The organism is Kitasatospora sp. HUAS MG31 (assembly GCF_040571325.1).
In the GTDB taxonomy this organism is placed as follows: domain Bacteria; phylum Actinomycetota; class Actinomycetes; order Streptomycetales; family Streptomycetaceae; genus Kitasatospora; species Kitasatospora camelliae.
The window spans coordinates 4,135,674-4,159,893 of the sequence record NZ_CP159872.1 but is presented as its reverse complement, the minus strand read 5'-3'; the positions used below and the strand labels follow the sequence as shown (position 1 = coordinate 4,159,893).

Annotated in this window: 24 protein-coding genes and 1 tRNA gene; 7 read left to right on the top strand and 18 right to left on the bottom strand. The window is 75.0% G+C overall.

All coding sequences use genetic code 11. The features are described 5' to 3' along the window. The first annotated feature begins 87 nt into the window (after positions 1-87). Complete coding sequence (locus ABWK59_RS18885) at positions 88-354, top strand: hypothetical protein (protein ID WP_354641767.1); 267 nt, start codon at positions 88-90, stop codon at positions 352-354. Here the strand turns inward: ABWK59_RS18885 and ABWK59_RS18880 are convergent. Continuing rightward, positions 344-1,171: an isocitrate lyase/PEP mutase family protein gene (locus ABWK59_RS18880; protein WP_354641766.1), complete on the bottom strand. Its 828-nt coding sequence runs from the start codon at positions 1,169-1,171 to the stop codon at positions 344-346. The genes ABWK59_RS18885 and ABWK59_RS18880 overlap by 11 nt on opposite strands. Positions 1,172-1,308: 137 nt before the next feature. Continuing rightward, positions 1,309-1,785, bottom strand: a complete 477-nt coding sequence (locus ABWK59_RS18875; RefSeq protein WP_354641765.1) for a carboxymuconolactone decarboxylase family protein — start codon at positions 1,783-1,785, stop codon at positions 1,309-1,311. Positions 1,786-1,834: 49 nt separating this feature from the next. Here ABWK59_RS18875 and ABWK59_RS18870 point away from each other — a divergent pair, with 49 nt between their 5' ends. After that, a complete protein-coding gene (locus tag ABWK59_RS18870) occupies positions 1,835-3,256 on the top strand; it encodes a PLP-dependent aminotransferase family protein (RefSeq protein WP_354641764.1) in 1,422 nt (473 codons plus the stop codon). A gap of 11 nt (positions 3,257-3,267) precedes the next feature. On the opposite strand, the gene ABWK59_RS18865 is transcribed toward ABWK59_RS18870, so the two are convergent. From ABWK59_RS18865 to ABWK59_RS18855, 3 genes are all read right to left on the bottom strand, one after another. Further along, complete coding sequence (locus ABWK59_RS18865; RefSeq protein WP_354641763.1) at positions 3,268-3,459, bottom strand: DUF6126 family protein; 192 nt, start codon at positions 3,457-3,459, stop codon at positions 3,268-3,270. A gap of 56 nt (positions 3,460-3,515) precedes the next feature. Next, complete coding sequence (locus ABWK59_RS18860) at positions 3,516-4,109, bottom strand: helix-turn-helix domain-containing protein (RefSeq protein WP_354641762.1); 594 nt, start codon at positions 4,107-4,109, stop codon at positions 3,516-3,518. A 121-nt stretch (positions 4,110-4,230) separates the two neighbouring features. Further along, complete coding sequence (locus ABWK59_RS18855; protein ID WP_354641761.1) at positions 4,231-5,715, bottom strand: MFS transporter; 1,485 nt, start codon at positions 5,713-5,715, stop codon at positions 4,231-4,233. A gap of 97 nt (positions 5,716-5,812) precedes the next feature. Here ABWK59_RS18855 and ABWK59_RS18850 point away from each other — a divergent pair, with 97 nt between their 5' ends. Beyond that, the gene (locus ABWK59_RS18850; protein ID WP_354641760.1) at positions 5,813-6,793 is read left to right on the top strand and encodes a helix-turn-helix transcriptional regulator; all 981 of its coding nucleotides are present in this window, start codon (positions 5,813-5,815) and stop codon (positions 6,791-6,793) included. 11 nt (positions 6,794-6,804) lie between these two features. Here the strand turns inward: ABWK59_RS18850 and ABWK59_RS18845 are convergent, their stop codons facing one another. From ABWK59_RS18845 to ABWK59_RS18800, 10 genes are all read right to left on the bottom strand, one after another. After that, a complete protein-coding gene (locus ABWK59_RS18845; RefSeq protein WP_354641759.1) occupies positions 6,805-8,538 on the bottom strand; it encodes a pyruvate dehydrogenase in 1,734 nt (577 codons plus the stop codon). 112 nt (positions 8,539-8,650) lie between these two features. Continuing rightward, positions 8,651-11,056 (bottom strand): glycoside hydrolase family 65 protein, encoded by a 2,406-nt coding sequence (locus tag ABWK59_RS18840; RefSeq protein WP_354641758.1) that lies wholly within the window; start codon positions 11,054-11,056, stop codon positions 8,651-8,653. Between the two features lie 22 nt (positions 11,057-11,078). Next, positions 11,079-11,828 carry an HAD family hydrolase gene (locus ABWK59_RS18835; protein ID WP_354641757.1) on the bottom strand — a complete coding sequence of 250 codons (750 nt, stop codon included), beginning with the start codon at positions 11,826-11,828 and terminating at the stop codon, positions 11,079-11,081. Between the two features lie 98 nt (positions 11,829-11,926). After that, positions 11,927-12,703 carry a VOC family protein gene (locus ABWK59_RS18830; RefSeq protein WP_354641756.1) on the bottom strand — a complete coding sequence of 259 codons (777 nt, stop codon included), beginning with the start codon at positions 12,701-12,703 and terminating at the stop codon, positions 11,927-11,929. A 125-nt stretch (positions 12,704-12,828) separates the two neighbouring features. Next, positions 12,829-13,284, bottom strand: coding sequence for an SRPBCC family protein (locus ABWK59_RS18825; protein ID WP_354641755.1), 456 nt, complete (start codon positions 13,282-13,284; stop codon positions 12,829-12,831). Between the two features lie 147 nt (positions 13,285-13,431). Continuing rightward, positions 13,432-14,097, bottom strand: a complete 666-nt coding sequence (locus ABWK59_RS18820) for an SDR family oxidoreductase (protein WP_354641754.1) — start codon at positions 14,095-14,097, stop codon at positions 13,432-13,434. 105 nt (positions 14,098-14,202) lie between these two features. Then, entirely contained in the window at positions 14,203-15,747 is a 1,545-nt protein-coding gene (locus ABWK59_RS18815) for a hypothetical protein (RefSeq protein WP_354641753.1), read from the bottom strand. An 89-nt stretch (positions 15,748-15,836) separates the two neighbouring features. Continuing rightward, positions 15,837-16,643, bottom strand: a complete 807-nt coding sequence (locus ABWK59_RS18810) for an HAD family hydrolase (RefSeq protein WP_354641752.1) — start codon at positions 16,641-16,643, stop codon at positions 15,837-15,839. Positions 16,644-16,836: 193 nt separating this feature from the next. Continuing rightward, a tRNA-Lys gene (locus ABWK59_RS18805) sits at positions 16,837-16,909 on the bottom strand. Between the two features lie 147 nt (positions 16,910-17,056). Continuing rightward, complete coding sequence (locus ABWK59_RS18800) at positions 17,057-17,731, bottom strand: DNA polymerase beta superfamily protein (protein WP_354641751.1); 675 nt, start codon at positions 17,729-17,731, stop codon at positions 17,057-17,059. 172 nt (positions 17,732-17,903) lie between these two features. On the opposite strand from ABWK59_RS18800, the gene ABWK59_RS18795 reads away from it, so the two are divergent. Beyond that, on the top strand, positions 17,904-19,151 hold the full coding sequence (locus tag ABWK59_RS18795; RefSeq protein ID WP_354641750.1) for a DNA glycosylase AlkZ-like family protein: 1,248 nt from the start codon (positions 17,904-17,906) through the stop codon (positions 19,149-19,151). Here the strand turns inward: ABWK59_RS18795 and ABWK59_RS18790 are convergent. Beyond that, the gene (locus ABWK59_RS18790; protein WP_354641749.1) at positions 19,130-19,783 is read right to left on the bottom strand and encodes a transglutaminase family protein; all 654 of its coding nucleotides are present in this window, start codon (positions 19,781-19,783) and stop codon (positions 19,130-19,132) included. The two genes, ABWK59_RS18795 and ABWK59_RS18790, sit on opposite strands and share 22 nt — an antisense overlap. Before the next feature lie 125 nt (positions 19,784-19,908). Between ABWK59_RS18790 and ABWK59_RS18785 the strand changes: the two genes are divergently transcribed. Together ABWK59_RS18785 and ABWK59_RS18780 are read left to right on the top strand one after the other, a co-directional pair. Next, a complete protein-coding gene (locus ABWK59_RS18785; RefSeq protein ID WP_354641748.1) occupies positions 19,909-20,655 on the top strand; it encodes an SDR family oxidoreductase in 747 nt (248 codons plus the stop codon). A 92-nt stretch (positions 20,656-20,747) separates the two neighbouring features. Beyond that, the gene (locus ABWK59_RS18780) at positions 20,748-21,503 is read left to right on the top strand and encodes a tyrosine-protein phosphatase (protein ID WP_354641747.1); all 756 of its coding nucleotides are present in this window, start codon (positions 20,748-20,750) and stop codon (positions 21,501-21,503) included. 93 nt (positions 21,504-21,596) lie between these two features. On the opposite strand, the gene ABWK59_RS18775 is transcribed toward ABWK59_RS18780, so the two are convergent. Then, positions 21,597-22,763 (bottom strand): low temperature requirement protein A, encoded by a 1,167-nt coding sequence (locus ABWK59_RS18775; RefSeq protein ID WP_354641746.1) that lies wholly within the window; start codon positions 22,761-22,763, stop codon positions 21,597-21,599. Positions 22,764-22,900: 137 nt separating this feature from the next. On the opposite strand from ABWK59_RS18775, the gene ABWK59_RS18770 reads away from it, so the two are divergent. After that, on the top strand, positions 22,901-23,197 hold the full coding sequence (locus ABWK59_RS18770; RefSeq protein WP_354641745.1) for a hypothetical protein: 297 nt from the start codon (positions 22,901-22,903) through the stop codon (positions 23,195-23,197). 38 nt (positions 23,198-23,235) lie between these two features. Here ABWK59_RS18770 and ABWK59_RS18765 read toward each other — a convergent pair whose 3' ends face one another. Then, positions 23,236-24,090 carry a TIGR02452 family protein gene (locus ABWK59_RS18765; RefSeq protein ID WP_354641744.1) on the bottom strand — a complete coding sequence of 285 codons (855 nt, stop codon included), beginning with the start codon at positions 24,088-24,090 and terminating at the stop codon, positions 23,236-23,238. Positions 24,091-24,220: the final 130 nt, after the last annotated feature.

Genomic DNA, 24,220 nt, shown 5'->3' with positions numbered 1-24,220 from the left:
CAAATTCGCGGGTCCCGGGAGGCGGTGACGGCCCCCCAGCCGGGGGAGCGCGGGTGACCCGGGGCGGTCCGGATCGCTGGTCGGGCCATGAAGACGATCTCGGCGCTCGCCGCCCTCTCCCTGGCCGGACTCGCGATGTCCTCGGCGCCCGCGCAGGCGGCCGACCACGGCTTCGGCACCGCGGAGGGTGCGGCGGCCGGTCCGTGGACGGTGACCGCGGAGGAGCTGTGCCACCGGGACCTGGAGAGCTACCCGCTGGTGGGCTCGGAGGTCGACCGGGCCACCGGCGCCTGTGCGGCGCTCGGCGCGGTGCTGGACCGCCCGGCCGCGCCGCTGCCGGGCGTCAGCGACTGAACAGGCCGTTGAGCCGGCCGTAGTCGAGGCCGCCGTCGAGCCCGCCCCAGGTGCCGTGGGCGTACACCTCGCGGGCGGCGCGCTCCACGGCGGCGTAGGCCGCCTCGGCGAGGCCGGGGCCGAGGCTGATCCGGGCGACGCCGAGGGCGGCCAGTTCGGCGACGGTGGGGGCGCCGGGGCCGACCAGGACGTTGAGCGGCAGGGGGAGTTCGGCGGCGAGGGCCCGGACGGTGGCCGGGTCGGTGACGCCGGGGACGAACACGCCGCTGGCGCCGGCCTCGGCGAAGGCCCGGCCGCGGGCGACCGCCTCGGCGAGCCGGTCGGCGGGGTCGCCGACGGCCCGCAGGAAGACGTCGGTCCGGGCGTTGAGGAACAGCCGGACGCCCGCCGCGTCGGCCGCGGCGCGGGCGGCGGCGATCCGGGCGGCCGCGTCGGCGAGCGGGCGCAGGCCGGGGCCGTGGTCCGCGGCGCCGTCCTCCAGGTTGACGCCGACGGCGCCGGTTTCGAGGAGTTCGGCGATGGTTGCGGCGACGCCCTCGGGGCTGTCGGCGTAGCCGCTCTCCAGGTCGGCGGTGACCGGCAGGTCGACGGCGGAGGCGATCAGCGCGGTCTGCGCGATGGCCCGGGCGCGGTCGAGCCCGTCGCCGTCCGGGCTGCCGAGGGTCCAGGAGACGCTGGCGCTGGCGGTGGCGACGGCGGGTGCGCCGGCCTCGGCGACCAGGCGGGCGCCGACCGGGTCCCAGACGTTGGCCAGGACCAGCGGGTCGCCGGGGCGGTGGAGGTCGTGCAGGCGCTCGGCCTTGGCGTGTCGGGTCATGGTGGCAGCCTGTCAGGGCGGGCCGGCCGGGGCCGGCGGTTCTCGGACGCGGACGGCGGTCGGACGCGGGCGGTGCGGGCGGTGGTTCGCGGACGCGGGCGGTGCGGGCGATGGTTCGCGGACGCGGGCGGTGGGGCTCAGGCCTGCTTGGGGGCCGGGGAGAGCCGGGAGGTGACGCCGATCCGGTTCCAGGAGTTGATCGTGATGATCAGACCGATCAGGTGGGCCAGTTCGGCCTGGTCGAACTGCTTGGCGGCCTCGTCGTAGACGCTGTCGGGGACGTGGGTGTCGGCGACCAGGGTGACCGCCTCGGTGAGGGCCAGGGCGGCGCGCTCGCGGGCGGTGAAGTATGGGGTCTCCCGCCAGGCGGCCAGGGTGTGCAGGCGGTGCTCCTGCTCGCCGTGGGCGCGGGCGTCGGTGGCGTGCATGTCGAGGCAGAACGCGCAGCCGTTGAGCTGGGATGCGCGGATCTTCACCAGTTCGACGAGCTGCGGGTCGTCCAGGCCGGCCTTGGCGGCCTGCTCCAGGGCGATCATCGCGCGGTAGAACGCGGGGGCCTGCTCGGGCAGGGAGATCCGCTGGACGGGGGCCGGGACGGTGGTGCTGTCGGTCATGCTCCCAACCTAGGTGCCGACCGGCCCGCCGCTGTGGTTCATTCGTCCCATGGAATCCTGGGCCACTTCCGGCGGCGACCTGCATCTGGACCTCTCGGCCGGGCGGGCCCGCGGGCTGGGGCTGCGCGCCTCGCTGGAGGACGCGATCCGGTCGGCGGTCCGCGAGAGCCGGCTGGCGGCCGGCACCCGGCTGCCCTCCTCCCGCGCCCTGGCCGCCGACCTGGGGATCGCCAGGAACACCGTCGCGGAGGCGTACGCCCAGCTGTCCGCGGAGGGCTGGCTGGCGTCCCGTCAGGGCTCGGGCACGGTGGTGGCCGAGCGCGGCAGCGGTGCGGCCGCCGCGCCGCTGCCGGGCCCGCCCCGGCCGCCCGCCGTCCGGTACGACCTGATGCCGGGCCGCCCGGACGTCTCCCGGTTCCCGCGCGCGGCCTGGCTGGCGGCGGCCCGGCGGGCGCTGGCCGTCGCCCCGCACGAGGTGTTCTCGTACGGCGACCCGCGCGGCCGGATCGAGCTGCGCCGGGCGCTGGCCGGCTACCTGGCCCGGGTCCGCGGCGTGCGGACCGACCCCGAGCGGCTGCTGGTCTGCTCGGGCTACACCCAGGGCCTGGCCCTGGTCTGTGCCGCGCTCCGCGAGCGCGGGCTGCGCACGGTGGCGGTGGAGGAGTACGGGCTGCCCTCGCAGCACGCGGTGATCGCGGCGGCGGGGCTGGCGGCCGTTCCGCTGCCGCTGGACGAGGGCGGGGCCCGGGTCGGGGAGCTGCCCGGTTCGGGCGCGGGTCTGGCCGTGCTGACCCCGGCCCACCAGTTCCCCACCGGTGTCCCGCTACGGGCCGCGCGCCGGGCGGCGGCCGTGGACTGGGCCCGGGAGTCGGGGGCGGTGCTGCTGGAGGACGACTACGACGGCGAGTTCCGGTACGACCGCCAGCCGGTGGGCGCGGTGCAGGCGCTGGACCCGGAGCGGGTGGTGTACGCCGGGACGGCCAGCAAGTCGCTGGCGCCGGGGCTGCGGCTGGCCTGGCTGGCCCTGCCGTCCTGGCTGGTCGAGCCGGTGATGCGGCACAAGGAGCTGGCGGACGGCCAGTCCGGCGCGCTCGACCAGCTCGCGCTGGCCGAGCTGATCGTCTCCGGGGACTACGACCGGCACGTCCGGCGCAGCCGGCTGCAGTACCGGCGCCGCCGGGACCGGCTGGTCTCGGTGCTGGCCGACCGGGCGCCGGAGGTGCGGGTGACCGGGATCGCGGCCGGGCTGCACGCGGTGCTGCGGCTGCCCGCCGGGTCGCCAGGGGAGCCGGAGCTGCTGCGCGGGGCGGGGCGGCTCGGGCTCTCGCTGAACGGGTTGTCCTGGTGCCGGGCGCCGGGCGCGGTGGTGGATCCCGGGGCGCCGCCGGCCCTGGTGATCGGCTACGGCACCCCGCCGGAGCACGCCTTCCCGGGGGCCCTGGAGGCGCTCTGCGCGCTGGTCGGGCGCTGAGCGGTCCGGGTTCAGCGGCCGCGGCCGCCGAGTTCGAAGAGCAGGATGACGAAGCCGGCGAAGACGTGGGTGGCGGCGATGTAGATGGTGGCCCGGATCCAGACCCGGCGGTCGGTGCGGTGGCCGGCGTCGGTGGTCACGGTCGGTGCGGTCGCGGCGCGGGTGCCGGCGGTCGTCCCGGCGGCGGGAGTGGTCTCGGTCATGGCGTCCTCCTCGGAGGCGGGGGGGTTGGCGGACGGTTCGGCGGACCGTCCGGGGGTCACAGCCGGGGCTGGTCGCCGAGGCAGAGTTCGCCGCCCGGGCTCTGCAGCAGGGTGTGGAGGAACAGCAGCTCGACGCCGTCCGGGGAGTCGGAGGCGATGCAGTGCGGGGTGAGCGAGTCGAAGTGCGCGGAGTCGCCCTCGTCCAGCAGGTGGACCCGCTCGCCGAGGGTGAGCCGCATCCGGCCCTTGGTGACGTACAGCCACTCCTCGCCGGGGTGCACCCGGACCACCGCGTCCTGCACGGTCGGCGGGACGTGCACCCGCAGCGCCTGCATCGCCCGGCCGGGCGCGCCCGCGCGCCGGTAGCCCCAGCCGCCGGCGAGTCCGGGGCCGATGGCGCCGCCGCGGACCACCGGGTCGGGTTCTCCCGGCTGCTCGCCGAGGAGGCCCGACACTGTGGTGCCGTACGCCCGGGCCAGGCCGAGCAGCACCGGCAGCGAGGGCTGTCGCCGGCCGGTCTCCAGCCGGGACAGATACGCTGGGGAGAGCCCGACCCGGGCGGCCGCCGCCTCCAGCGTCAGCCGGCTCCCCCTCCGGTGCTCGCGCAGCCGCGCGCCGAGGCCCGCGACCTCTTCCTGGTCGTCCGTCATGCGTCCAGTCCACACCCGCCGTGCCTGTCGGGCAAGAATTTTGCCTCCCAGGCAAACGCGCCGCTCCCAGGCCCCTTCAGGGGCGACGGGGAGCGGCGCGGGCCGGGAGGCTGCGAGTGGTCTACCCGACCAGCACCCGCTCCTCGGCCACCGACGAGTCGACCGGCGAGCCTTCCGCGCCGCCGGGGACGCCGCGCCGCGGCAGCGCCCCCATCAGCACGAACACCAGCACCAGGCCCCCGGCAACCCACCACAGCGACTGCCCGAACGCGTCCACGAAGTCCTGCCGCACCGCGCCGTGCTCGACGTCCACGCTCCCGAAGAACGCGATCGAGGACAGTCCGAGGCCGAGCGCCACCCCCAGCTGCTGGGTGGTGTTGATCAGGCCGGAGGCCGCGCCGGCGTGCTCCCGCGGCACCTCGGAGAGCACCGTGTCGGTCAGCGGCGCCACGATCAGGCCCATCCCGGCGCCCATCACCACCAGCGGGCCGGCCATCTGCCAGGGCTGGATCCCGGTGCCCAGCCAGTGCGCCTCGCCGAGGTACAGCAGGGTGCCCGCCGCCATCACCAGCGCACCGGCCCGCAGCACCCGGCGCCCGAACCGCGGCACCAGCTTCTGCACGGACAGGCCCGCGGCCACGGACACCGCCAGCGAGAACGGGATGCCGGTCAGGCCGGACTTGAGCGGGCCCCAGCCGAGGCCGAGCTGCAGGTAGAGCGTCCAGACCAGGAAGAACAGGCCGGAGGCGACGCCGAAACCGAGCTGCACCCCGATGCCGCCGGCGAAGCTGCGGACCCGGAACAGCGCGAGCTCGACCAGCGGCGAGCCGTCCTTGGCGGCCTTGTACCGCTCGTACCGGACGAAGCCGAGCAGGACCGCCACGCCGCCGACCATCATCGCGTAGCCCCAGAGCGGCCAGCCCAGCTCACGGCCCCGGGTCAGCGGGTAGAGCACCATCAGCAGGCCGGCGGCGGCGAGGACCATGCCGGCCAGGTCCAGGCGCAGCGCCTGCGGGGCCCGGGACTCGTCGATGAAGTGCCGGCCCAGCAGCAGGCCCGCCACGCCCAGCGGCAGGTTGACCAGGAAGATCGGCCGCCACTCCAGGCCGAACAGGTTCCACTCGGTGAGCAGCGCGCCGATCAGCGGGCCGCTGACCGCGCCGAGGCCGACCATGGCGCCGAACATGCCGAACACCTTGCCGCGTTCGTGCGCGGGGAAGCCGGCGTGGATGATCGACAGCACCTGGGGCACCATCAGCGCCGCGGTGGCGCCCTGCAGGACGCGGGCGGCGACCAGCATGTCGGCGCCGGAGGCCAGTCCGCAGAGTGCCGAGGCGGCGGTGAAGCCGCCGATGCCGATGAGGAACAGCCGCTTGCGGCCGAAGATGTCGCCCAGCCGGCCGCCGGTGATCAGTCCGATGGCGAAGGCGAGCGCATAGCCCGCGGTGATCCACTGCAGCGCGCTGAACGAGGCGCCGGTGTCCTGCTGGATGCTCGGAATGGCGATGTTGACGATCGTGACGTCGACGAGGTCCATCAGGCTGGCCGTCATCACGACGGCCAGCGCGTACCAGCGCCGGCGGTCGCCGGCTGCGAGGTCGGTCATGGTGCTTTCAACTCCCGGTGCTGCTCGGTGCGTACGTTCCGAGGCTAGGGGTCGATTAGGTCAGCTCCTGTCCCAGTTCTCGGGCATGCTGGGGGCCATGACGGACACCCCCGCGAGACTGCTGAACCTGCTCTCCCTGCTGCAGACGCCGCGTGAGTGGCCGGGCAGCGAGCTGGCCGACCGGCTGCGGGTGAGCCCGCGCACCATCCGGCGGGACATCGACCGGCTGCGCGAGCTCGGCTACCCGGTGCAGGCCAGCCAGGGCCCGCTCGGCGGGTACCGGCTGGTGGCGGGCACCGCGATGCCCCCGCTGCTGCTGGACGACGAGGAGGCGGTGGCCATCGCGGTGGGTCTGCGGACGGCGGCGGGCCACGCGGTGGAGGGCATCGAGGAGGCCTCGGTCCGGGCGCTGGCCAAGCTGGTCCAGGTGCTGCCCTCGCGGCTGCGGCACCGGGTGAGCACGCTCAACGCGGCCACCTCGCCGATGCTGGCCGGGGACGGTCCGCGGATCGACCCGGAGGACCTGGCCGTGCTGGCCTCCTCGGTGGCGGCCGGGGAGCGGCTGCGGTTCGCGTACCAGGCGGGGGACGGCGCGGAGAGCCGCCGGCTGGTGGAGCCGCACCGGCTGGTGTCGGCCGGCCGGCGCTGGTACCTGGTGGCCTTCGACCCCGACCGGGCGGACTGGCGGATCTTCCGGGTGGACCGGCTGAGCGACCCGCAGCGCACCGGGGTGCGGTTCGAGCCGCGCGAGCTGCCGGCCGAGGACGCGGCGGCGTACGTGGCCGCCAAGCTGAGCTGGTCGGCGCGCTCCTACCGGGCGGTGGTGACGCTGCACGCACCGGCCGAGCAGGTCAGGCCGCGGCTGGGCGGGGCGGTGGAGCGGCTGGAGCCGGTCGACGCGGGCCGATGCCGGCTGCACACCCGGGCCGACTCGCTGGAGTGGCTGGCGCTGCGGCTGGCCACGCTGGGCTGCGAGTTCGAGGTCCACGAGCCGGCCGAGCTGGCCGACCACCTGCGGGCGCTCGGGGACCGCGCCCTGCGGGCCGCGGGCCATCCGGAGGCGTCCCCCGCCGGGTGAGGGGACGAGCGCTACGGCCGGGGGATGTTCCGCAGGTTGCTGCGGGCGAGGTCGATCATCCTGCCGACGCCGCCGGCGAGCACGGTCCGTCCGGCGGCCAGGGCGAAGCCCTTCACCTGGGCGGCGGTGATCTGCGGCGGGATGGAGAGGGCGTTGGGGTCGGTGACCACGTCGACCAGGGCGGGGCCGGGCCGCTCCAGCGCCTCGGCGAGCACCTCGCGGACCTTGGCCGGGTCGGTGACCCGCTTCGCGGCGATGCCGCAGGCGCGGGCGATCGCCGCGTAGTCCACGTCGCCGTTGTCCACCTCCCACTCGGGGTAGCCGCTGACCAGCATCTCCAGCTTGATCATGCCGAGGGCGCCGTTGTTGAACACCACGGTCTTCACCGGCAGCCGGTGCTTGGCCACGGTGAGCAGTTCGCCGAGCAGCATGCCCAGCCCGCCGTCCCCGGACATCGAGACCACCTGGCGCCCGGGGAAGGCGAGTTGGGCGCCGATGGCGTGCGGCAGGGCGTTGGCCATCGAGCCGTGCAGGAAGGAGCCGATCACCCGGCGGCGGCCGTTCGGGGTGAGGTAGCGGGCGGCCCAGACGTTGCACATACCGGTGTCGACGGTGAACACCGCGTCGTCGGCGGCGAGTTCGTCGAGGGTGGCGGCCACGTACTCGGGGTGGACCGGGCGGTGGCCGGCGATGTCCTTGGTGTAGGCGCCGACGACCTGTTCCAGCGCCTTGCAGTGCCGGTCGAGCATCCCGTCCAGGAACGCCCGGTCGGTCTTCCGCTCCAGCAGCGGCAGGACGGCCCGCAGGGTGGCCGAGACGTCGCCGTGGACGGCGAGTTCGAGCGGGGTGCGGCGGCCGAGCCGGGTGGCGTCGTGGTCCACCTGGACGGTCCGCCGGCCGGGCAGGAAGGTGTCGTACGGGAAGTCGGTGCCCAGCAGCAGGACCAGGTCGGCCTCGTGCAGGGCGTCGTGGCAGGCGCCGTAGCCGAGCAGGCCGCTCATCCCGACGTCGAAGGGGTTGTCCCACTGCACCCACTCCTTGCCGCGGAGCGAGTGCCCGATCGGGGCGGCCAGGGTGTCGGCCAGTTCCATCAGGGGCTCGTGGGCGCCGCGGACCCCGGCGCCGGCGAAGAGGGTGACGGTCCGGGCCTCGTTGAGCATCCGGGCCAGGGCCTGGACCTGGGACCAGGGCGGGGCGGCCACCGCCTGCTCGGCGAGGAAGGTGCTGGTGCCGGTGGGGCCGGCGGCGGGCCGGGCGGCGACGTCCCCGGGGAAGGCCAGCACGGCCACCCCGGGCGAGCCGATGGCGTGCTGGACGGCGACCCGCAGCAGCCGGGGCAGCTGGGCCGGGGTGGAGACCAGTTCGCAGAAGGCGCTGCAGTCGGTGAACACCCGGTCGGGGTGGGTCTCCTGGAAGAAGCCGGTGCCGATCTGCCCCGACGGGATGTGGCTGGCCAGCGCCAGCACCGGGACGCCGCTGCGCTGGGCGTCGTACAGGCCCTGGATGAGGTGGGTGTTGCCCGGGCCGCAGGAGCCGGCGCAGACCGCGAGCCGCCCGGTGAGTTCGGCCTCCGCGGCGGCGGCGAAGGCGCCGGCCTCCTCGTTGCGGACGTGCACCCAGGAGATGCCCTCGGCCCGGCGGATGGCGTCCACCACCGGGTTGAGGCTGTCGCCGACCACCCCGTAGACGCGTTCGACGCCGGCCTGCCGGAGCACCTCGACCATCTGCTCGGCCACACTGACCACGGCTCACCTCGTCCCGACCGACGCCACGAACCGCCCCAGGCTATGACAGAACGGACACCTTTCCGGGGAAGGCGCTCGGGAGCCCCGGTCCCGGGCGAGCCACCGGTCCGCCCTACTCGGCCGGCAGGTGGTCGACCACCACGCCGCCGGCCTGGACGCCCGCCTGGGCGTGGCGGCGGGCGGGTTCGCGGCCGGGCGGCTGGACGCAGCGGTCGGCCGGCACCTCCACGATCGCGGTGGGCCGGCTGACCGCGCCGGCGGCCCCGATCCGCAGCGTCTCGCCGTCGTGCTGGACGGTGATCGGGCCGCCGCGGGGCACGGTGTAGGTGGTGGTGTCGTGGGTGATCTCCACCCGCAGCAGGCTGGAGCGGACCTTCATGGAGAAGGACAGCCGCTGCAGTCCGGAGGGCAGCCGGGGCCGGAAGGTCAGGTGCTCGTGGTGGTCGCGCAGCCCGCCGAACCCGGCGACCAGGGCGATGCAGGCCCCGGCCAGCGAGGCCATGTGCAGCCCGTCGGCGGTGTTCCCGCCGAGGTCGTGCAGGTCCATCAGGGCGGCCTCGGCGGTGTAGTCGTACGCGAGGTCGAGCTGTCCGACCTCGGCGGCGATCACCGCCTGGGTGCAGGCGGAGAGCGAGGAGTCCCGGACGGTGATCCGCTCGTAGTAGGCGAAGTTGCGGGCCTTCTGGTCCTCGGTGAAGGCGTCGCCGCGCTTCTGCATCGCCAGCACCAGGTCGGCCTGCTTGACCACCTGCTTCCGGTACAGGTCGAAGTACGGGTAGTGCAGCAGCAGCGGGTACTTCTCCCCCGGGGTGCCCTCGAAGTCCCAGAGCTGGTGGTCGGTGAAGCCGTCCGCCTGCGGGTGCACCCCGAGCTTCTCGTCGTACGGGATGAACATCGCGGCGGCGGCGTCCCGCCAGGCGGCGGCCTCCTCGGTGTCCACGCCGAGCGCGGCGGCCTCCAGCTGGTGCCGGGTGGCGGCCTCGGCGGCGTGCCGGAGGTTCGACTGGGCCATCAGGTTGGTGTAGACGTTGTTGTCCGCCACCGCGCTGTACTCGTCGGGCCCGGTGACGCCCTCGATCCGGAACCGGCCGACCGCGTCGTGGTGCCCCAGCGAGCGCCACATCCGGGCGGTCTCCACCAGCAGCTCGAGCCCGAACTCGCGCTCGAACTCCTGGTCGCCGGTGGCCCGGACGTAGCCGACCACGGCCGCCGCGATGTCGGCGCCGATGTGGAAGGCGGCGGTACCGGCCGGCCAGTACCCGGAGCACTCCTCGCCGCGGATCGTCCGCCAGGGGAACACCGCGCCGGCGAGGCCCAGTTGGGCGGCCCGGTCGCGGGCCATCGGCAGGGTGGTGTGCCGCCAGCGGAGCGCCTGGTTGACCGCGGCGGGCAGGCAGTAGGTGAGCACCGGCAGCACGAACGCCTCGGTGTCCCAGAAGCTGTGCCCGTCGTACCCGGGCCCGGTGAGGCCCTTGGCGGGGATGGCCCGCTCCTCGCTGCGGGCGCCGGCCTGGAGGACGTGGAAGAGGGCGAACCGGACGGCCTGCTGGAGTTCGACGTCGCCCTCGATCTCGATGTCGTTCTCGGACCAGAACTCGCCCAGGTAGTTCCGCTGTTCGGCGACCAGCCCGTCCCAGCCGGTGTACCGGGCGGCGGTCAGCGCCGCCTCCACCTGGTCCCGGACGGCGGGCAGCGAGCGGGTCGCCGACCAGCCGTACGCGATGAACTTCACCAGGCGCAGCCGCTGGCCGGCCCCCAGCACGGTGGTGGCGCTGATCCGGCCCTGGTCGTCGCTGGACTCGGCGCTGACGTCCACCCGCTCGGGGCCCTCGATCAGATGGTCGATGCCGGCCGCCACCCGCAGTCCGCTGTACCGGGTGCGGTGCACCAGCACCGCCTTCGTCCCGGAGGCGTGCTGGAACTCGGGCACCAGCGGCGCCTCCAGGGCGGCGGCGGCGCGCGGGTCGGCCTCGCTGTGGGTGGGCAGCTGCTCGTTGGCGACCAGCTCGGACTGGAGGACGATCCGGACCGGCCCGTCCACCGCCTCGACGGTGTACTCCACGGCGGCGACCGCGCGCTGGGTGAGCGAGACCAGCCGTCCCGAGGACACCCGGACGGTCCGGCCGGCCGGCGAGGTCCACTCGACCCGGCGCTGCAGCAGCCCGTCCCGGAAGTCCAGGCTGCGCTGGTGGCTGCGGAGTCCGCCGTACCGGAGGTCGAAGGGCTCGTCGTCGACCAGCAGCCGGACCAGCTTGCCGTTGGTGACGTTGATGACGCTCTGCCCGGACTCGGGGTAGCCGTAGCCGCCCTCCGCGTAGGGCAGCGGGCGCAGCTCGAAGACGCCGTTGAGGTAGGTGCCGGGGAGTCCGTGCGGCTCGCCCTCGTCGAGGTTGCCGCGCAGGCCGATATGGCCGTTGGAGAGGGCGAAGACGGATTCGGCGCGGGCCTGTCCGGAGAGGTCCAGGCCGTGTTCGGCGACCCCCCAGGGGTCGATGCTGAAGGAGTCGGTGACGCTCATGCGTCCTCCTCGGTCCGCGCGCTCATACCGGCTCCCCCTCGATGAGTTCGGACAGGTCCGCGACGACCAGGTCGGCGCCGTGGGCGCGGAGTTCGGCGGCCTGGCCGGCGCGGTCGACGCCGACCACGGCGCCGAACCCGCCGGCCCGGCCGGAGGCGACGCCGGCCAGGGCGTCCTCGAACACGGCGGCGTGCTCGGGCGGGGTGTCCAGGGCCCGGGCGGCGGCCAGGTAGGTGTCGGGGGCGGGTTTGCCGGCCAGCTGCTCCCGCCGGGCGACCAGGCCGTCCACCACCACCTCGAACAGTCCGTCGATGCCGGCGGCGCGCAGCACGTCCCGGCAGTTGGCGCTGGAGGAGACCACGGCCCGGGGCAGGCCGAGCACCCGCAGCCGGTGCAGGTACTCCACCGAGCCGGGGTAGGGCCGCACGCCCTCCTCGCGGATCAGGCGGAGCACGGTGTCGTTCTTGGCGCCGCTCAGGCCCTGGACGGTCCGGGTGCCGGGCGGGTCCTGTTCGGTGCCCTCGGGGAGGTCGATGCCACGGGAGGCGAGGAAGGTGCGGGTGCCGTCGAGGCGTGGCCGGCCGTCGACGTACCGGTCGTAGTCGGTGACCTGGTCGAACGGGACGAACTCCTCGTCGGTGCGTTCCGCCTCGGCGCGGAGGAAGGCGTCGAAGGTCCTCTTCCAGGCGGCGGCGTGGACCTCGGCGGTCTGGGTGAGCACGCCGTCGAGGTCGAAGAGGAACGCGTGGATGTGGTCCGGAAGCCCCAGCATGGCGCCAGTCTCGCCCCGATCGGGCCGTGGGCGTCCGATTCCGGGCCTCTGGCGCGTCGCGGCGGGCGGCCGGCGCGGTGGGCGGCCGGCGCGGTGGGCTACCGCGGGACCCGGATCATGGCGAAGACGGAGCCCTGCGGGTCCTGGACGACCGCCGTCCGGCCGTAGGGCGCGTCGAAGGGCGGGACCAGGACCGAGCCGCCGGCCCTGACCAGGGCGTCCACGGTGCTGTCGGCGTCGTCCACCTCGAAGTAGGTCAGCCAGTGCGAGGGGGTGCCGGGCGGGAGGTCGTCGAGGGTGCGGACGCCGCCGACCGTCCGGCCGGCCACGTCGAGGCCCCAGTGCTTCCGCTCGCCCTCCCTCGGAGGCATCCGGACGCCGAAGACGGCGGGGTAGAAGGCCTGGGCGAGCTGCGGGTCGGAGGTGTAGAGCTCGTTCCAGGTGAGCGCGCCGGGCTCGTTGACCACCTGTGCGCCGATGAAGTCCACCGGCTGCCAGGCGCCGAACACGGCGCCGGTGGCGTCGGCGGCGATCAGCATCCGGCCGGTGGTGCCGACGTCCATCACCGGGGCGATCACGGTGCCGCCGTTCTCGGTGACCGCGGCGAGGGTGGCGTCCGCGTCGTCGGTGGCGAGGTAGGTGGTCCAGACGGTGGGCGGCGGGGGCTGGTCGCCCATGGCCACGGCGGGGCCGATGCCCGCCACCGGGCGGCCGTTGAGGGTGCAGACGGCGTAGCCGCCGAACTCGGCCGGGCCGATCTCGCCCTGCCAGCCGAAGAGGTCGCGGTAGAAGTCGAGCGCGGCCTGCTGGTCCGCGGCCATCAGGTCGACCCAGCACGGGGTGCCGGGCTGGTAGCGGGTGGTGACCTCGGGCATGGCGCCTCCAGGTGGTGCGATGGGTGCGGGCCCGCCGGCGCCGTGCGGACGGTTCGGGCGGTTCGGGTCGTCCGGGCGATCCGGACCGGCGGGTCGTGGCGCCGGCGGCCGGGGGCGGGTCGGGGTCAGCCCTGGTCGTGCCGGCGGTGCGGCTCCGGCACGAAGTACGGCTGGACCTTGCCGCTCTGCAGGTAGTCCTTGAGCCGGACCAGCAGCTCGGCCCAGGTGCCGGCGACCATCGGGACGCCCGGCTCGGCGTCCTTGCTCCAGCCGAGGTGGCGGAAGAGCAGGCGGGTGCGGTGCGGGTCGTCCGGGTGGTCGAACAGGTCCCAGGTCACGGTGGTGTCCGCCCAGTGCGGGGGGAAGGCACCGACGCTGGTCCAGGCGACCCGGTCCTCGTCCGCGCGGTCCCGGCGCAGCCGGAAGGGCTCGGGGACGTCCGGGAAGTCGAAGAGCAGGTCGTCGCCGTCCCGGCCGACGCCGGTGGTCCACCATGAGGTCAGGCCCTCGTGGGTGTCCAGCGCCGCCAGTACCTTGGCACGCGACGCGGCGATGTCGATCTGCATCGCGATCTCGGCCATCAGAACCCGCCTCTCCCGGTCGGCCCCTCGCCGACACCTTCGCCCAGCCGTCCCGGGGCCGCCAACCGGACGGGTCCGAACCGTCCGGTGGTCGCGGGCCTCTCGGTGCCCGTCCCGGCGCCCGCCGCCGCCCGTTCAGCCGCCCGTTCAGCCGCCGGTGACCAGGCGGCCGACCGCGGCCTCCACGGGGTCGTCGCCGGAGGTGAGCTCGAAGGTCCCGGCGGCGGTGGCCGGGGTGTCGAGCAGGGCGAGGAGGGTGCGGGCGACGTCGTCGCGGGGGACGGAGCCCCAGGGGGCGGGCGGCGGGCCGAGCCGGATCCGGCCGGTTCCGGGGTCGTCGGTGAGCGCGCCGGGACGGAGGATCGTCCAGTCCAGCGGGCGGAGGCGGAGCTCCTCCTCGGCGGCGGCCTTGGCCCGCAGGTAGGCGTCGAACTGGGGGTCGAGGCCGGCGGCACCGGCCCGTTCCAGGCCCATCGAGCTGACCAGCAGGTACCGGCGAACCCCGGCGATCCGGGCGGCGTCGGCGAGCAGGACGGCCGCGGCGCGGTCCACCGTCTCCTTCCGGGCGGCTCCGCTGCCCGGGCCGGCGCCGGCGGCGAAGACCACCGCGTCGGCCCCGCGCAGGTGGTCCGCCAGGTCGCCGGCGGCGGCCGATTCGAGGTCGCAGACCACCGCCCGGGCGCCGAGCGCCTCCAGGTCGCCGGTCTGGGCGGGGTTCCGGATCAGGCCGACGGCCTCGTCCCCGCGTCCGGTGAGCAGCTTCTCCAGCCGCATCGCGATCTGCCCGTGTCCACCCGCGATCACCACTCGCATGGCCGGGACGTTAGCGGGCGGCCCGGGCCGGGCGGGCGAGGCGCGCGTCCGGGTCACCCGCCCGGCGGGGGCGGGTGACCCGGGTGGGGTGCGGGCCGTCCGGGGTCAGCGGGCGGCGGTGGAGACGTTGGCGCGCACCCAGGCGGCCCACTCGGCCTGGAACTGGTCCACCGACAGGCCGGTCATGGTGCGGATCTGCTGCTCGTACTGGTCCGGCGCGTTGTAGTGGGCGGTGACGAAGGCGAACAGCTTCTCCTCGCCGTACTTCTGCGCCGCGTAGCGGGTGGCCAGTCCGGCGAGCACGTAGTGGGCCGACCGGGCCTCGGCGCGGTTGTCGTAGAAGTTCTGGCTGTCGGGCAGCTTGCCGTCGAAGGGGTAGCCCTTGAGGCCGAACTCCGCCTCGGTGCGGGCCTTGGCGTCCTTGCCGCGCAGGGCCATGTACTCGCCGAAGCCCTCGACCACCCACATCTGGGTCTTCTGGAAGCCCTGGATGAGGACCTTCTCGGAGCGGAAGGCCGCGACGATGGCGTGGCCCATCTCGTGGCGGCCGATGTCGGCGATGCCGTTCTTCCAGTCGGAGCCGGTGAAGCGGCCGAGCGAGGTGTCCATGACGATGCGGGAGCCGCCGGGGACGTCCTCGTTCTCGTGCGAGGCGACCTCCATGTTCACGCCGGCTTCGAGCTTGTCGTTCTCCCGGCCGTCGTTGACGTAGAGCTTGTTGTAGACCTCGCGGCGCTTCTCCAGGGTGATGAAGAAGCCGGGAGCGGCCTCGCGGCCGGCGATCGGACCGGGTGCGGCCTTCTTCCAGGCGGTGAGGTCGTCCTTGGCGGCCTGGGCGAGGATCTCGACGTCCCGCTTCAGCTCGGCGGCCTGGTCCTGGTCGGCGACGACCACCAGGTTCTCCCGGCTCTCCACCGCCAGCTGGTCGTACAGGTCCCAGGGGGCGGGGTAGTTGCCGGACCGGATCCGGGTGCCGGAGACGCCCGTGACCACCGGGGCGGTGCCGGCGGCCGGGGTGGCGCCGCCGTTGTCGAGCTCCCAGTCGTAGGCCTCGGGCAGCGCCTTGTTGTCCACGCCCTTCACCTGGTGGACGAAGACCACCGGGATCCTCCCGTTGGTCGGGAACGGGTCCTGGGTCTCCCAACGGGCCGTCTCCCAGGAGATCTTGACCAGGTTGCGGAAGACCTTGCGCTGCTTCTCCCGGACCTCGCCCTCCTTGAACCCCTTGACGAACGCCTCCTCGTCCTTGGCGGCCAGCGCGGCGGTCATCCCGTCGGCGAGCTTCTGCCAGGGGCTGTTCTCCCGGGTGGTGTACGCGGGGGGCTTCTGGTGCAGGGTGTGGTTGACCACCAGGCCGGCGAAGAGGGCGATCAGCCCGACCACCGAACCGCCGACGATCAGCAGCACCTTCTTCCCGCGGCGCTTCGGCTGCTCGGCGGGCGGTCCCGGGTACCCGGGGTGACCCGGGACCGGCGGCTGTCCGTACGGCGGGTACCCCTGCGGGGGCTGGCCGAACGACGGCTGCGCGCCGGGCACGGGCGGCTGGCCGAACGGCGACTGCTGGCCCGGCACGGGCGGCTGACCCGGCACGGGCGGCTGGCCGAACGGTGGCTGACCGCCGTAGGGCGTCTGCTGCGGCGGGTAGGACATGGGCTCCCCCTGTAAATCGAACGCCCATTCATAGCACAGGACTTCACCCCGGTCGGCGGACCGTCCGGCCCCGTGCGGCGACAGCCGTCTCAGGCCGTGAAGAGCCGCTCCAGGACGGCCGCCACGCCGTCCTCCTCGTTGGACGCGGTGTGCCGCGCCACCGCGGACAGCACGGTGGGGTGGGCGTTGGCGACCGCGTAGCCGGCGCCCGCCCAGTGGAGGACGGACAGGTCGTTGGGCATGTCCCCGAAGGCGACCACCTCGGCGGCCTCGATCCCGCGTTCGGCGCAGAGCGCGGACAGGGTGTCCGCCTTGGTCACGCCCGCCGCACTGATCTCCAGCAGCCCCGTCCCGCCGGAGTGGGTGACGTGCGCGACCGGGCCGACCGCGTGCCCGGCGGCGGCCACCATGGCGTCGGCGTCGAACACGGGGGACCAGGCGAGGAGTTTCACGACCGGGGCACCGGCCGACCACAGATCGTCGAGGGCCGCCACCGCGAACTCCGCGCCGGAATCCTCGGGAAGGCGCAGTCCGTACCCCGGGGCGTGCAGCACCCGGTGTCCCGTCTCGACGGCGAATCCGATCCCGGGCAGGGCCTGCGCCAGGGAACCGGCTATCCGGCGGGCGAGGCCGACGGACAGCGTGCGCGAACTGATCACGGTGCGGGACGCGATGTCGTAGACCAGGGCGCCGTTGCTGCACACCGCCGTACCGGTCAATCCGTGGGCCTCGGCGAGCGCGTCGACGAACCGGGGAGGCCGGGCGGTCACGAGGACGACCTCCGCCCCGGCCGCGGAGGCGAGGCCCAGGGCCCGCCGGGTCCGGGCCGAGAGCGCCCGGTCGTCGCGGAGCAGGGTTCCGTCGAGATCGGTGGCGACCAGGCGGCATCGTTTCATCGCCGGATTCTAGCGAGCACCCTCGTGACGGAATTCCCGCCGGGGACATTTCCGGATGGTCCGGAATATCGCGGCGCCCGGATATTCCGGACATGACCGCGGGCCGGAACGCCACCCGCCGGACGGCGTCGACAGGGTGCCAGGAATGCCGAGAACCAGGTCAGTTGGGACCGACCTGGTTCTCGTTGGGCAGTGGGCCGCCAGGGGCTCGAACCCTGAACCTACGGATTAAAAGTCCGCAGCTCTGCCAATTGAGCTAGCGGCCCGCCGACCGGCGCCCACCGGGTGGTACAGCGCCTGCCAGGGCGATCCTACCCGGTGATCCCCACGGCTTGGCCAGGGGATTGCCGGGCGGTGTCACGGCCGTTCGGGTCCTCGGCGGGGACGGCGGGCGCCGGCCGGGGCCGGGTGTCCTACCCGACCGGGGTGAGGTGGGCGGCCCGGACGCGGCGCAGCCAGGCCTCGGCGGGGGCCTCGTCGGGCTGGTCGGGCAGCGCGCCCGGCCGGTCGAAGCGGGCCTCGGCCGCGGCCAGCAGGGCCTGGGCGTCGGCGGGCCGCTCGGCGAACCGCTCGCCGAGCTCGCGGACCCGGTCGGGGTCGGCCAGCCGGATCACCATGTGCCCGGTCTCGTGCAGGGCGAGCCCCTGCTCGACCAGCCGGACCAGGTGCCGGGCGTTCTTGGCGGCCCGGGCGCGGCCGGTCGGGTCGTCCTGGTCGCGGGTGGTCATCTTCCTGAACTGCTGGGTGGCGTACCCGAGATAGGAGTTGCGGACGGTCCGGGCGGCGAGGAAGGAGCGACGGATGGCGATGAGCTCCTCGCCGAGCGGGGTGCGCACCTCGTAGAGGTCCTCGGGCAGCCAGACCAGTTCGGAGGCGGTCGGGTTGCCGCCGAGGGCGAGGCGGCACCACTTGGCCGCCTCGTGCAGGGTGCGGTCGGGGGCGGTGCTGACGTGCGACTCGGCGGGCCGGTGCAGGCCGTGAAACTCGGTGGTCGGTGCGGCGAACAGGCCGAGCCGGTCGATGTCGGAGCCGGCGTGGGCGAGGCCGTACGCGGTGGAGCCGACGATGCCGGAGAGCAGGACGTGCACGGGTCGTCGCCTCCTCGGCGAGGTCGGTCGGGGCGGCGCGCGGGTGCGGTACGCCCGGCCCGCCGCTGTCAACGGGCTCCGGGAAGTTTCCCCCGTCCGGGTGAGCTGGTGCGACTCATTTGTCGGCCCGTCGGTCCGCCCGCCCGGACGGCCGCCCGTCGATACTGGGGCCATGGCGAACAGCGGGAACCCGGTGGCGAAACTCCGCGCCTGGTGGGCGCACCGGCAGTGGCTGGACGGCACCCGGGCGGGCGCCTCGGCCGCCGAGGCGCTGGCCGCGACCGGCTGGGCACGCTCGGTGGGCGGCGCCGCGCCGTACCTGGGGCTGTTCGCCCGGACGGGCCTGGGGCGGGAGGCGGTGGACGCGGCGGTGGCCGGCTTGGAGATCCACGAGCTGCCCTCGGCCCGCGGCTGCACCTACGTCCTGCCCGCGCAGGACTTCGCGCTGGGGCTGGCGGCCGGCGCCGGGGCGCCCGAGGCGGACATCGCCTCCGCGGTCAAGCACCTGGGGGTGACCCGGGACGAGATCGAGAAGCTCTGCCTGACGATCGCCCAGATCCTGCCCGAGGAAGGGCCGATGGACCCGCCGGCGATCCGCGAGGCGGCCGGGTCGGCGGTGCGGAGCCTGGGCGAGGCGGGCAAGAAGCGCGGCCAGTCGACCACGCTGCCGCTCGCCCTCGGGCTGCTGCAGTCCCGCGGCCGGATCCGCCGGGTGCCGGTGAACGGGCGGCTGGACCAGCAGCGCTACGGGTACGTCGGCTGGGACCAGCCGGTGCGCGGGTCGGCGGCGGAGCTGGCGGAGCGGTACTTCGCCTGGGCGGCGCCGGCCTCGGTGAAGCACTTCCGCTGGTTCTCCGGGTTCACGGCGGCGACCGCCAAGGCGGCGCTCGGCCCGCTGGACCTGGTCGAGCTGCCCGGCACCGACCTCCTGATGCCCGCCGAACTGGCCGACGCCTTCGAGGACTTCACCCCGCCGGCCGAGCCCGCCTACGCGCTGCTGGCGGGCATCGACGGGATCCACCTGCTGCACCGCGACCTGCCGCGGCTGCTCGACGAGGCCGACGCCGAGCGCCCGACCCCGGCCGCCCGCGCGGGCCGCAGCTTCGGCACCGAGGCCGATCCGCAGAGCCACGTGGTGGTCGACCGGGGCCGGATCGTCGGCCTGTGGGAGTACGACACCGAGCAGCGGGAGATCGTGCACCAGCTGTTCGTCCCGGCCGACGCCGCGCTGCGGGAGGCGATCGCCCGGACCGAGGCGTTCGTCCGGGACGAGCTGGGCGATGCCCGCGGCTTCAGCCTGGACTCGCCGAAGAGCCGCGCGCCGAAGATCGAGGCGCTGCGGGAGGCGTCCGACCGGAATTCGGCCGACCGGAATTCGGCCCGACAGAGTTGGTCCGGTCAGAGTTCGGCGGGCAGGTAGTCGTACCCGCCGGCGCCGGGACGCGTCCGGGCGAGGCCGGCGAGCAGCACCGGCGGCACGGTCGGGTGGACGGTGGGGTAGTGGTACTCGTCCTTCTCCGGGTCGCTGGGCCAGGCGGTCCGCTCCTCGGCGGGGTCGGTGGCGAACCGGCTGTCGACCAGGCCGGGGATGTTGCCGCGCGGGTCGAGCCGCACCCAGCCGCTGCCGGGCCAGTGCACGGCGACGAGCCCGTGCAGCACCTCCAGCTTCTGGTAACACAGGCCGGCCGGGATGCCCTGGGCGCGCAGCAGGGCGGCGAGCAGGTGGGCCTTGCCGTGGCAGATCGCGTCGCCCCGGGCGAGTACCTCGGAAGCCCGGTACGCGCCGCTCCAGCGGCCGATGTCGGCGGAGTGGGCGACCTCGTCGCGGACGAACTCGAAGGCGGCCCGGGCGGTCTCCGCCACGCCGTCGCGGCGCAGGCCGGCGGCGCGTTCGCGGATCGCGGGGTGGTCGTGGTCGATCACCGCGTCGGCGGCCAGGTAGGCGGCGGGGTCGGCGGAGGCGGCGCTGAGCGGGCCGGTGGCGAACGGGTCGGCGGCGGGCTGCCCGGCGGCGCGGTCGCGTGGTTCCGGGGTGGCGGGAGCGGTGTCCATGGGCGCCATGCTGGGCGCGTGGCGGGTGACTCCGCCGGCCATTCCGGTATGTGGGCTACGGTCTGTCGCAGCCGCAGTCACCGGCGGAGCCGCTGCCGGAGTCGTCGACGTGTGTGGGAGGACGGATGTCCGAGGTCGTGCTGATCACCGGTGCCGGGCGCGGGATCGGCGCCGCCACCGCCCTGCTGGCGGCCCGGCGCGGCTACCGGGTCTGCGTCAACTACCGGGCGGACGAGGAGTCCGCGGACGCCGTGGTGCGGGAGATCCGGGACGGCGGGGGCACCGCGCTCGCGGTCCGGGCGGACGTCAGCCGGGCGAGTGAGGTGGAGCGGCTGTTCCGTACCGTCGACGAGGAACTCGGCCCCCTCACGGCGCTGGTCAACAACGCGGGCACGCTGGAGGAGCAGTGCCGGCTGGACGCGTTGGACGAGGACCGGCTGGCCAGGATCTGGGCGGCCAACATCACCGGCCCGTTCCTCTGCGCGGGCGCGGCGGTCCGCCGGATGTCCACCCGGTACGGCGGGAGCGGCGGGGCGATCGTCAACGTCTCCTCGGCGGCGTCCCGGCTGGGCTCGCCCAACGAGTACGTGGACTACGCGGCCTCCAAGGGCGCGCTGGACTCGATGACCCGGGGCCTGGCCCTGGAGGTCGCCGCCGAGGGCATCCGGGTGAACGCGGTGCGGCCCGGCCTGATCCACACCGGCATCCACGCGCTCGGCGGCGAGCCGGGCCGGGTGGACCGGCTCGGTCCGGACCTGCCGATGGGCCGGGGCGGCCAGCCGGAGGAGATCGCGGAGTCGATCATGTTCCTGCTCTCGCCCGCCTCCTCGTACACCACCGGGGCCTTCGTGGACCTCGCGGGCGGGCGCTGAACCCGGCTGAACCTCCGGCTGAACCCCGTTCGCCGCCGGTCGAGTTGGCCGATCGCCGGTCGGCGCGGGGCGGGCCGCCCTACGGTGGTGCCATGACCGACCGCGCGCCCGACGCCACCACCGCCGCCCTCGCCGCCACCGTCACCACCACCGCCGCCCTCGCCGACCTCCCCGTGGTTCCCGATGTCCCCGCCGTCCCGAACTTCCGCGACGCCGGCGGCGGGCTGCTCCGCGCCGGTCTGCTGTACCGCTCCGGCGGGCTGCACGGCCTGGCGCCGGAGGGCGCGCGCCGGATCGGGGAGTTGGGCATCCGGACGGTCGTCGACCTGCGGTCGGAGCTGGAGCGCTCGGTCTGGCCGGACCGGCGCGACGGGTTCGACGCCGAGCACCTGCACCTGCCGCTGCTGCCGGAGCGCACCGCCGAGGCGCCGTCCTGGCCTTCGGACCAGCGCGCCCTCTACCTGCTGATGGCCGAGTCCGGCGGCCAGGCGATCGCCGGGACGGTCCGGGCGCTGGCCACCGGTCACCCGGTGCTCGTCCACTGCGCGGTGGGCAAGGACCGGACCGGCCTCACGGTGGCGGTGGTCCACCGGCTGGCCGGCCTGCCGGAGGCCGAGATCACCGCGGACTTCCTCCGCTCCAACCGGGCCCTCGGCCTGCACGACGGGCCCGTCCCGTACCTGGACGAGCACGGCCGCGAGCGGATCTCCCAGCCGGTCGAGGAGACCAACCTGCACGCCGCCCTGGCCCACATCGAGGCCCGCCACGGCGGCGTGGAGGGCTACCTCCTCGCCCACGGCGCCACCGAGGCCGACCTGGCCGCCGTCCGCACGCTGCTCTCCGCGTGACGACACCCCACGCCCGGCCCGTCGGCCGGCGGTCGGCCGGCCGACGGCACGGGCGCGAGGTGTTCCGCGTCTGACCGGCCGACCCGGGTGGGGTCAGGCGGGGCGGAGTTCCTCGTGGGCGAGGGCGGCGGCCAGGACCGCGAGGACGGCGGCGACCTGGGCCAGGGCGCAGACGCCGGTGCCGAGCGGGACGGTGGCCGCCGCCAGGACGGCCGCGGTCAGGCGAGGCAGCAGCGGGGTGAGGCCCAGGGTGCGGCGGATGGCGGTGTTGGCCGCGAGGAAGAGGGTGACCCCGGCGGCGAGGGCGCCGGCCTCCGCGGTACCGAGGGTGCCGGTCGGGTGGGCGACCGCGGTCTTGGCCCCGGCGGCGAACAGGATGACGCCGAGGAGCAGTGCGTAGTGGCCGAGGTTGTAGATCCGGACGGCCAGGTGGTTGCGGCGGGCGTCGTCCAGGCCGGCCATGAACCGCACGGCGTGCTCGTCGTCCTCGCGGCCGAAGTAGGCCCACCAGAGCGCGACGCAGACGCCGAGGGTGAGCATCGCGGTGGCGACCAGGGTGCCGGTGAGGTCCGTGTCGCCGGCCCCGACGCCTATGGCGATCACGCTCTCGCCGAAGGCGATGATGATCACCAGCCCGTGCCGTTCCACGAAGTGGCCCGACCGCAGCCGGAAGCTCGGCAGGTCGACCAGGTACGGGATGGCGAACTGCAGCCCGAACGCCAGCATCCAGAGCAGGAGTTGGACCGTCCCCTGGAGGTACCCGCCGGCCACCACCAGGGCCGCGCCGACCAGGTTGAGCAGGCCCATCCGCAGCACCGGCCCGAACTCGACCCCGGCCGCCGCGAAAAGCCCGGTGTGTACGGCCACCACCAGCAGGTACGCCCAGCCGAAGGCCACCCCGCTGCCCTCGAAGGCGTGCGGGACGGACAGCGAGATCACCAGGAACCCGCCCATGCCGAGCAGTAGCAGGCCGCGCCGGGGGTGCGTGGTGGGCGGCATCGCGTTGGTCAGCCAGATGAAGGCGTCGTACATCCACCAGATCACCGCCAGCATCACCAGCACCCGGGCCAGGCCGGCGGCGCCCAGGTGGTGGGCGAGGCTGTCGGTGAGCTGGGTGACGGTGAAGACGAAGACCAGGTCGAAGAACAGTTCCAGCGGGCTGACCCGCAGTTCGGCCGGGTCGGCGAGGTCGGCGGCGGGCGGGGCCCCGGCGGCCGGCGGGTTCAGGGGGCCCGGGGTGGGCGCGGAGTCGACGGTCACGCCGCGAGTATGGAGGAACGGGGCTGCCGGGGCAGCCGGTTTCCGCGGGCCGGACGGGGTTACGGTGGGATCCCCCGTACCGGGCGGGGCGGGCCGCGCCGAGCGGCCGCGCCGCCCCGCCGAGAAGGAGTCGCACCATGGCCGGCATCCCCACCGCAGCCGTCGCCGCCGCCGGCCTGATCGGCGGGTACGGAACCGCCCGCTGGAGCGGGCGGCGTGAACTCGGTGGCGCGGTCCTGGCCGTGGCCGGCGCGGCGTCGGCCGTCCAGTGGCGGCGCACGGCGGGCACCGGGACGGCGGCCGCGCTGACCGGCCTCTACGTGGCCGCGTTCGGCGGCTCGCACCCGCTGGCCAAGAAGATCGGAGCCTGGCCCGCGGTCCTCGCCGTCACCGGCGTGGTGGCCGCCGCCTCCGTCCTCACCACCGGGAGCTGAGCCCCCGCCCTTGACGCCGGTTCAGGCGCCGGGCGGTCTTAGCTGCCGAACCGGGTCTCGAACGCCGTCCGGTTGGCCGAGGGCTTCGCCCGGTCCCAGACCGCGAAGACCACCCGTTCGAAGGCCGCGCCGTACTCGGCCAGTGCCCGCTCGAAGGCCTCGGCCACCACCGCCGGGTCGTTGCGGAACACCCCGCAGCCCCAGGCGCCCAGCACCAGTTCCCGCGCCCCGTGCGCGGCCGCCACCGCCAGCACCCGGCCGGCCCGCTCCACCAGCACCTCGGCCACGTCCACCGGCCGCCCGCCCGAACGGAGCTGCAGCTGGCCGGCGTTGGGGGCCGGTGAGGTCAGGAAGGACACCGTGTACGGCTCCGCGAGGAGCTCGCCCCGCCCGTCCCTGATCACCGGGACGTCCGGGGACCAGATCACCCGGTGGCTGTACCGCAGGTCGTCGGAGGCGCGGTGGGCCTCGTAGTAGTCCGGCGCCTCCAGCAGGCAGCGGTAGAGCAGGGCCGTCCGGCAGACGTCCTCCTCCTGGGCCTTGGCCCCGCGCAGGTAGCCGCCGCCCGGGTTGCGCGCGGAGGCGAAGTTGAGCACCGCGACCCGCTCCCCGCCCGCTGCGACCAGCCGCCGCGCGGCCTCCATGCTGCCCTCGGCCGTGACCTCCACCGGCCCGGTCAGCGGGCCGCGCGGGCGGGCCCCGGTGGTCTCGGCGGTCTCGGTGGTCTCGGCGGGAGGGGCGATCTCCCCGGTCGGGGCGTAGGACACCGTCCCGGCCCGGGCCGCCGCCAGGAGGGCGGCGATCTCCACCGGCCGGCCACCCGGGGTCCGGTAGCCGCCCCGGTCGGCGATCTCCTCGTTCTCGGCGGCTACGTGGTGCAATCGGCTGCTCATGGAAGCGACGCTACGCGAGCCTGGCCGGCCGCGCCACCGAGTTGTTCTCATTGCGAGAACATCACCGGGGTGAATCCGTCCGGGAACGCGGACGGGCCCGCTCCACCGAGGTGGAACGGGCCCGTCGGGC